The sequence below is a fragment of the Chryseobacterium sp. FG46 genome, from assembly GCF_057809135.1.
The window spans coordinates 42,759-48,818 of sequence record NZ_JBMDJJ010000029.1; the positions used below are offsets into that span (position 1 = coordinate 42,759).

At 32.1% G+C, this 6,060-nt stretch carries 8 protein-coding genes; 4 read left to right on the forward strand and 4 right to left on the reverse strand.

The annotated features are described in order from the left end of the window. The first annotated feature begins 131 nt into the window (after positions 1 to 131). Positions 132 to 617, forward strand: a complete 486-nt coding sequence (locus ACODR7_RS18145) for a hypothetical protein (protein WP_488841252.1) — start codon at positions 132 to 134, stop codon at positions 615 to 617. 8 nt (positions 618 to 625) lie between these two features. On the opposite strand, the gene ACODR7_RS18150 is transcribed toward ACODR7_RS18145, so the two are convergent. The 3 genes from ACODR7_RS18150 to ACODR7_RS18160 form a co-directional block, all read right to left on the reverse strand. Then, positions 626 to 868 (reverse strand): hypothetical protein, encoded by a 243-nt coding sequence (locus ACODR7_RS18150; RefSeq protein WP_488841254.1) that lies wholly within the window; start codon positions 866 to 868, stop codon positions 626 to 628. Between the two features lies 1 nt (position 869). Beyond that, positions 870 to 1,268 (reverse strand): hypothetical protein, encoded by a 399-nt coding sequence (locus tag ACODR7_RS18155; protein ID WP_488841256.1) that lies wholly within the window; start codon positions 1,266 to 1,268, stop codon positions 870 to 872. 100 nt (positions 1,269 to 1,368) lie between these two features. After that, positions 1,369 to 1,659 (reverse strand): hypothetical protein, encoded by a 291-nt coding sequence (locus ACODR7_RS18160; RefSeq protein ID WP_488841258.1) that lies wholly within the window; start codon positions 1,657 to 1,659, stop codon positions 1,369 to 1,371. 220 nt (positions 1,660 to 1,879) lie between these two features. On the opposite strand from ACODR7_RS18160, the gene ACODR7_RS18165 reads away from it, so the two are divergent. The 3 genes from ACODR7_RS18165 to ACODR7_RS18175 all read left to right on the forward strand — a co-directional run bounded on the left by ACODR7_RS18165 (position 1,880) and on the right by ACODR7_RS18175 (position 5,072). After that, positions 1,880 to 2,416, forward strand: a complete 537-nt coding sequence (locus ACODR7_RS18165) for a DUF4468 domain-containing protein (RefSeq protein ID WP_488841259.1) — start codon at positions 1,880 to 1,882, stop codon at positions 2,414 to 2,416. A gap of 1,026 nt (positions 2,417 to 3,442) precedes the next feature. Next, a complete protein-coding gene (locus tag ACODR7_RS18170) occupies positions 3,443 to 3,859 on the forward strand; it encodes a hypothetical protein (RefSeq protein WP_277115203.1) in 417 nt (138 codons plus the stop codon). A 292-nt stretch (positions 3,860 to 4,151) separates the two neighbouring features. Then, a complete protein-coding gene (locus ACODR7_RS18175) occupies positions 4,152 to 5,072 on the forward strand; it encodes a hypothetical protein (protein ID WP_488841262.1) in 921 nt (306 codons plus the stop codon). A gap of 124 nt (positions 5,073 to 5,196) precedes the next feature. Here the strand turns inward: ACODR7_RS18175 and ACODR7_RS18180 are convergent, their stop codons facing one another. Beyond that, on the reverse strand, positions 5,197 to 5,892 hold the full coding sequence (locus tag ACODR7_RS18180) for a hypothetical protein (protein ID WP_488841264.1): 696 nt from the start codon (positions 5,890 to 5,892) through the stop codon (positions 5,197 to 5,199). Positions 5,893 to 6,060: the final 168 nt, after the last annotated feature.

The window sequence follows — 6,060 nt, forward strand, 5'->3', positions numbered from 1 at the left end:
TTTTACAACAATGCTATAACTAATTGATTTTCAATTAGATTAATTTTATTTGAAATAAACAATAGTGAAAACCCTATTTTTTAATAGGTTATATTTTTTGAATTTTGCTTTAACAACAATTAAAACACACTATGCCTGATAGAAAAATTACAACAAATAATGAACAAAGCTCAACCAAAGAAAGGTTATTGAAATACATTGAAAGTAAACACTTGAACTCAAATCAATTTCTTGAAATGTCAGGGTTGTCAAAAACCTATATCAGCAATATGAGACAAAGTATTAAACCATCTACTTTCGATAATAATATAGCACCTGCTTTTCCTGATTTAAATAAAATGTGGCTTTTGTATGGTGAGGGAGAAATGATATTGGGGGTAAATGAAGAAAAGTTAACAAATAAAACTTCTGATTATTTTAAAGATCTTCCAATTGGAGACCAGTTAAATTTACTTCATCAGGAAATTACTGATTTAAAAATCGAACTAAAAAAGGTAAGAGAGGAAAACACTAGGAATACTGAAAAAATAATTGATTTTGTTGAAGAGTATTTAAAACCTGTATTTGACTTTATGACAGAAAGTATGAAAACAAAAAAAAAGGATAACAAAGCGTAATCCTTTTTTTAATTTAAGTTGTATTTTACAATTAAAATTCCTTTTCTAAATTTTTCCAAACTTTCATCTAAATCTATTGCAATAAGGTAATCAACATCAACCTTTTCCATCCTTATAATTGATAACTTTAATTTATTAATAATTAGCAAATGATTTTCAATGTATTCTGGAAATTGTATAATTCCCTTTTTATAATGTCGCCTGTTTTTATCAAGCATCTTCTTTAAAAGCAAATACTCATGATCCTTCATATTATTTTGTTTCTTGGTTTAGTTTGTTTTTAAGATCATTTAATTCAGCCGTAAGCCTATTAAATTCTTCTTGTACCTCACCGTTTAGTAAGGTTTCTTCTTCTTCAAGCAGTGTTATTCTCCTAACATACTTCAACATATACATAAAGCTTAATGCACCTAAAAAAGATATAACGAAAAACAGCCAACTATTTTGTGCTAAATAATTTACTTCATAACCAATAACTGGTGAGAAATAGACAGCGCCAGCATAAAAAAACATTAATAACGGAAAGAAATTTAACCAAGGATTTGGTTTAAAGTAATTAGCAACTATAATTACAACCGGAGCAATATATAGCGTGGCTAACCATACATTTACAGTCATTAATACTCCACGAGAATCTCTAGCCTCTGCCATTCCTGGAATAAGCCATTTTGACAAAACGTCTAAACTTGGTAGAAAGGCCGACACTATAAGTAGTATCGACCCTATATAAGTTAACTTTGATTTTCTAATTTTACTTCCTTGGCGGAACGTCTTTTGGATCTCCTCCATCTATCGGATCTAGATTTGTATCTGGGCCTTCATTTAATAAAATATTCCCGCCTTTAATGATAATAGTATCACTTATTGATTGCGGATCGCCTTCACGGCTTTCAGCTCCAGATTTGTTTAACTTAATTTTTTCTTGGTTACTCTTTTTGACCTTTTCAATCGCATCATTTTTCACTTCTTCGTCTCGGTCATTTGAACATGAATAAAGAATTACTGCAGCAACTGCAGTCAAAATAATTAGTTTCGTTTTCATAGATAACTGTATTTTAATTCTTTGCAAAAATAACAATTATAAAACGACAACTACTAAACTATATCACTTTTTCATGAAATGCTAATATAATATTTTATTTAACACACCAATCATAGTGTTATAAATATTTTCAAATAAAATCATTATTCTTGATACTACATTACGGGTTTCCGTAAAATGTAAATATTTTTTAATTTTTATATTTGTAAAAAATTGAATCATGAACAAATTATTTACAGTTTTCTTTTTATTAGTAAACTCATTGGTATTTAGCCAAGAGCAATTAAGCTATTCAAAAATTATAAAGGTAGATTCTACTATTTCTAAAGATATTCTATTTAATAGGGTTAGCAATAAACTTTCAGCCATATTTGGCTCTAATTTCAAGTATGAAAGAGATGTAATTTTATCTGACAAATCACAAGGAATAATTAAAGTAAAATTTACCAAACCATATCACAAAGGTGAATCTTTTAGTAATGTCGCCGGAGATATTGACTTTAATATAACATTTTTATTTAAAGATGGAAAATCTAAAGTTGATTTAACAGACTTTAAGCACTACGGAAACACAAGTTTTGGGATAATCCTAAATACTGATTCCTATCCATATAATGATAAAAAAATGTTTAAGAAAACAATGGATAAAAATTGGATGAAATTAAGAGAGTTCCTGGATGAGTACAAAAATACTTTATTTGGAATTTGCTCCAGTCTCATAACTACTCCAAATGAAACAGAAAACGATAATTGGTAAAAATAAAGCCCCAACCGGGGCATTTTTAATGAGAATACATTTAAGTTGATAGCATTAGCACAGCACCGATCAGCAAAGTATTTCATTGCATTTTACTAGCAAAAATTAACCACTTTGATACCACTTAATTTTTTAAGTTGTCATATCGTTGTTGTAATGCTTTGTCCTGCTTACTAACCTTGGACATTAATTTAGACAATCTTTTTTTATTTTTAGAATTAAAGCTAGGATTCGTTTTTGAACAATTGTGTGTTTTATCAATATCCTTACTGAAGTAAATATTACCATATATTTGAATAGCTTCACTCTTGTTAATGAAAAATAGAGATATGGGCTTTTTAGAGTGTTCTAGCTCATGACAATTATCGCATAGAGTTATCATTGTATCAATCCCTTGATTTATTGGTTTTACGCCATGAATATAATGTAAATGATGTACATTTAAATTTTCGCTTGAATCGCAATTTTGACAAGTATAACTATCTCTTTGTAAAACTAATTTCCGGATATATTGCCACTTCTTAGATCGTAGCATTTGATAGTAGGTATTAGGCTTATGCATATTTTATTAATATAGTATAAAAACAGTTAGCCTCACATGTTTTGTAGCACAGTAAAGTTACGATAATTCGTGTGTAAAACAATGCAACAAATAAATTTTTATCAATATTTTTTTTCAGCAATTTACAACAGACATTGTTTTTACAAACTATTTACACGATATTTCAAATAGAAACATACAAAATATTATCAATCAATTGATTATACAATCCATTTACTACCCTGGAAAGGTAGTATACGGGTAACTGTATCGAGGGTTCGAATCCCTTCCTCTCTGCAAAAAAGTAAAGCCTGTGCTAATGATTAGCACAGGCTTTTTTTGTGATTAAGATTCCCGGTTTATTCTACATTCAATTCTATAAGTATTTATACCCAGTTTCATAATTGGTCATTTATACGCTACAGTATATTATTTGTTCTTCGTTACTTTGAAATACAATCTAATCACCTAAAAAACAAATCAATATGACATCAACAAGTGTAAATGCAAATTCTTCAGGCCAGTTGGTTCTAGGAAACGGAGCGCAATTCTGGGTGTATCTTTCCCCACAAAACGATACTTCTAAAATGATTTCTACATGGCGTGTAACTTTTTCACAGGGAGACTGGAGTGATTTCATCTCAAGTGAAAATCCTACCAAACAGATTCAGACTCCCAATCTTTCGGGTATCTTTGAAATTAAAGTAGAATTATTAAGCGGTTCTACCGGTACATGGCGCCAGATACCACCTCAGGCCGGAAGTCACAATGAAATTGGCTGTAATGCCAACTGTGCTTCTATGGTAGGAATTGTTGCAGACAGTACAAATCCTCCTATCGGAGCTATCAATGCTCACTTCTGGACAACATGGGATGCCATGTGTGGAGTAAGACAGAATTAACAGGTAAATAAACCAAGTCCATAAACCATTTTGCCACAGTATTTATATTGTGGCAATTTATTTTTCGTACCTATACCATAGAAAATCAAATAATTACAAAAACAACCCCACAACTATAAAAGTACTTTTCCACAAATTACTAATAAGTTATTCACACTTTATCCACAATTAATATATTATTGCAACCCTTCATTTTTTCCTATAGAAAATTTTATTCCTAATTCTATCCCAAATCAGGGCTTTACTTTGTCTTGTTTTTAAACAGTATTACAAGATTTTGAATAAACATTCTATGAACAAAGCCTCTAATTTTGCTATCACAAAATATTCTCTCTGCGTATCAACAGCATTCTCATCCGTCTCATGGTTTCGCAGTCATTTAACATTAACAGTAAAACAGCTATCCATACTATTGAGCAGGAAGAAATTTTTTGCAGCATTATTTTTATTGGGATGTATCGGAACATTTGTAAAAGCACAGATCAGCCCACCTGGATTGGGAGATGCCAACAACGCGTTCTGGGGAGCCTTCGGAGTGAAACAGCAACTTGATTCTCTAGGTAAAAAAAAGGCTTTAAGCTACGTCGCAATCGGGAGAAAAAGCAGTCCTGATGATCATAACCCGTTTTCGAAGCAGGCTATTATTGTTTTAAATCATGAAGTTTATCATTCCTTTGCTCCACACCAACAGTACAGCTATGCATTAAGTTACCGCTGTCAGCCACAGTATGAAAGTACAGCTCCTTATGATAAGGAAAATACGGAACAGGAATTCAGAATGTATGGAAGATATGCCTATACTTTTGATCTTACCCGGAAATGGAAACTTAAAAGTACTATACGGCAGGAATTCAGGAAGTTTTTTGATGCAGACTTTCATCAAGTAGAGGAAGATTTTCAATTCAGAACACGTATCAAAAGCCAGCTGACCTATAATTTATCTCCTAAAAATAATCAGAAACTGGCCTTAAGTGCAGAAGCCCTGTTTTCTATAAGTCATCTCAATGAGCCGGATGCTGAGTGGAGTTCGTTTGGATATCGTGAAATGCGTGTTACCGCTTATTATATGTTTACGATTCCCAACTCTCCTTTTACCGTAGATGTAGGATATATGGATGATCTGATCAGAGGCAGCAGAAGCATCCATCATGGAGGAGTTCATTATCTGGCGGCCGACCTGATATGGAATATTCCTTATAGAAAAGACAAGTAACTACACTTAAGCAAGTATTCATAAAGTTGTAATACAAAATCCCGTTCATTACTGACCGGGATTTTGGGTTGAAAAACATACGTTTTCCGCAATATAATTAAGTATGAATGTTTGGTGTAAAATTTTAGTTGCACAAAGTCAGAAACTGACGGCTCAACTGTACGTTGAATTTCGCTTCCGCTCTTGAGCGTGCATAAATAGTCTGTTTAAAAGCATGTACTGTTTTCAGTTTCTGGTCTATAAATTCTGCAATCTGAACAACAGAAAAAAGAAAGTCTCTGTATACCGCCATATTCACGGTCTGACCATAGTATGGAAGATATGCCTTCAAAAAAGGAATGGCTTTCTGATGGCGGTTGTAGCTGATACAATACCCTACACCTTCCATTGAAGTAATAATGTTATAATTATTAATATAATCCTGAATATTTTTGTGCCCATCCAGAGCCTTGGCATTTTTTGAACAAAATTTATTGATCTTATCCAGAATATGCTGGGCATACTCCATCATGGAAATATTTTTAAATTCAAATACCTGATTCATTCCTTTGGATGGGGAAATTCCGTTTTCACTATCAATACAGAAAGAGATCCCGATTTTTTCATGATAGGGGAAAAAGCAGTCTTTCACTTCAATGGAGGCATCCGGCTTTAGCATGTCATCTGCAAAGTTGTAATACACATAGGGCCTGTAAAGCTCAGCAAGCGCTTCCAGATAATCTGTTTCACTGGTATTATGATATTCTTCAAACCATTTTTCAAGGTTATCATAATAGTTACTTTCAAAGTCGTTAAAGTTTAAGTAAAATGGCAATTCCATAGCTCTGTAATTTTGATATGACAAAGCTATATCCGTAATGCGACAAAACTTGACGCAATATATTTTTTTGTAAAAAAGATTTGAAAGATTGTTAAGTCAATAGTCAATCATAATTAACGCTAAGGTTCGCAAGGTTTGTTGGATAACGTTTTATATTTTGTTCGCAAA

Bases quoted from the DNA above. Each gene is read 5' to 3' on its own strand.
- ACODR7_RS18145 (WP_488841252.1), top strand. From the start codon at position 132: ATGCCTGATAGAAAAATTACAACAAATAATGAACAAAGCTCAACCAAA.
- ACODR7_RS18150 (WP_488841254.1), bottom strand. From the start codon at position 868: ATGAAGGATCATGAGTATTTGCTTTTAAAGAAGATGCTTGATAAAAAC.
- ACODR7_RS18155 (WP_488841256.1), bottom strand. From the start codon at position 1,268: ATGGCAGAGGCTAGAGATTCTCGTGGAGTATTAATGACTGTAAATGTA.
- ACODR7_RS18160 (WP_488841258.1), bottom strand. From the start codon at position 1,659: ATGAAAACGAAACTAATTATTTTGACTGCAGTTGCTGCAGTAATTCTT.
- ACODR7_RS18165 (WP_488841259.1), top strand. From the start codon at position 1,880: ATGAACAAATTATTTACAGTTTTCTTTTTATTAGTAAACTCATTGGTA.
- ACODR7_RS18170 (WP_277115203.1), top strand. From the start codon at position 3,443: ATGACATCAACAAGTGTAAATGCAAATTCTTCAGGCCAGTTGGTTCTA.
- ACODR7_RS18175 (WP_488841262.1), top strand. From the start codon at position 4,152: ATGAACAAAGCCTCTAATTTTGCTATCACAAAATATTCTCTCTGCGTA.
- ACODR7_RS18180 (WP_488841264.1), bottom strand. From the start codon at position 5,892: ATGGAATTGCCATTTTACTTAAACTTTAACGACTTTGAAAGTAACTAT.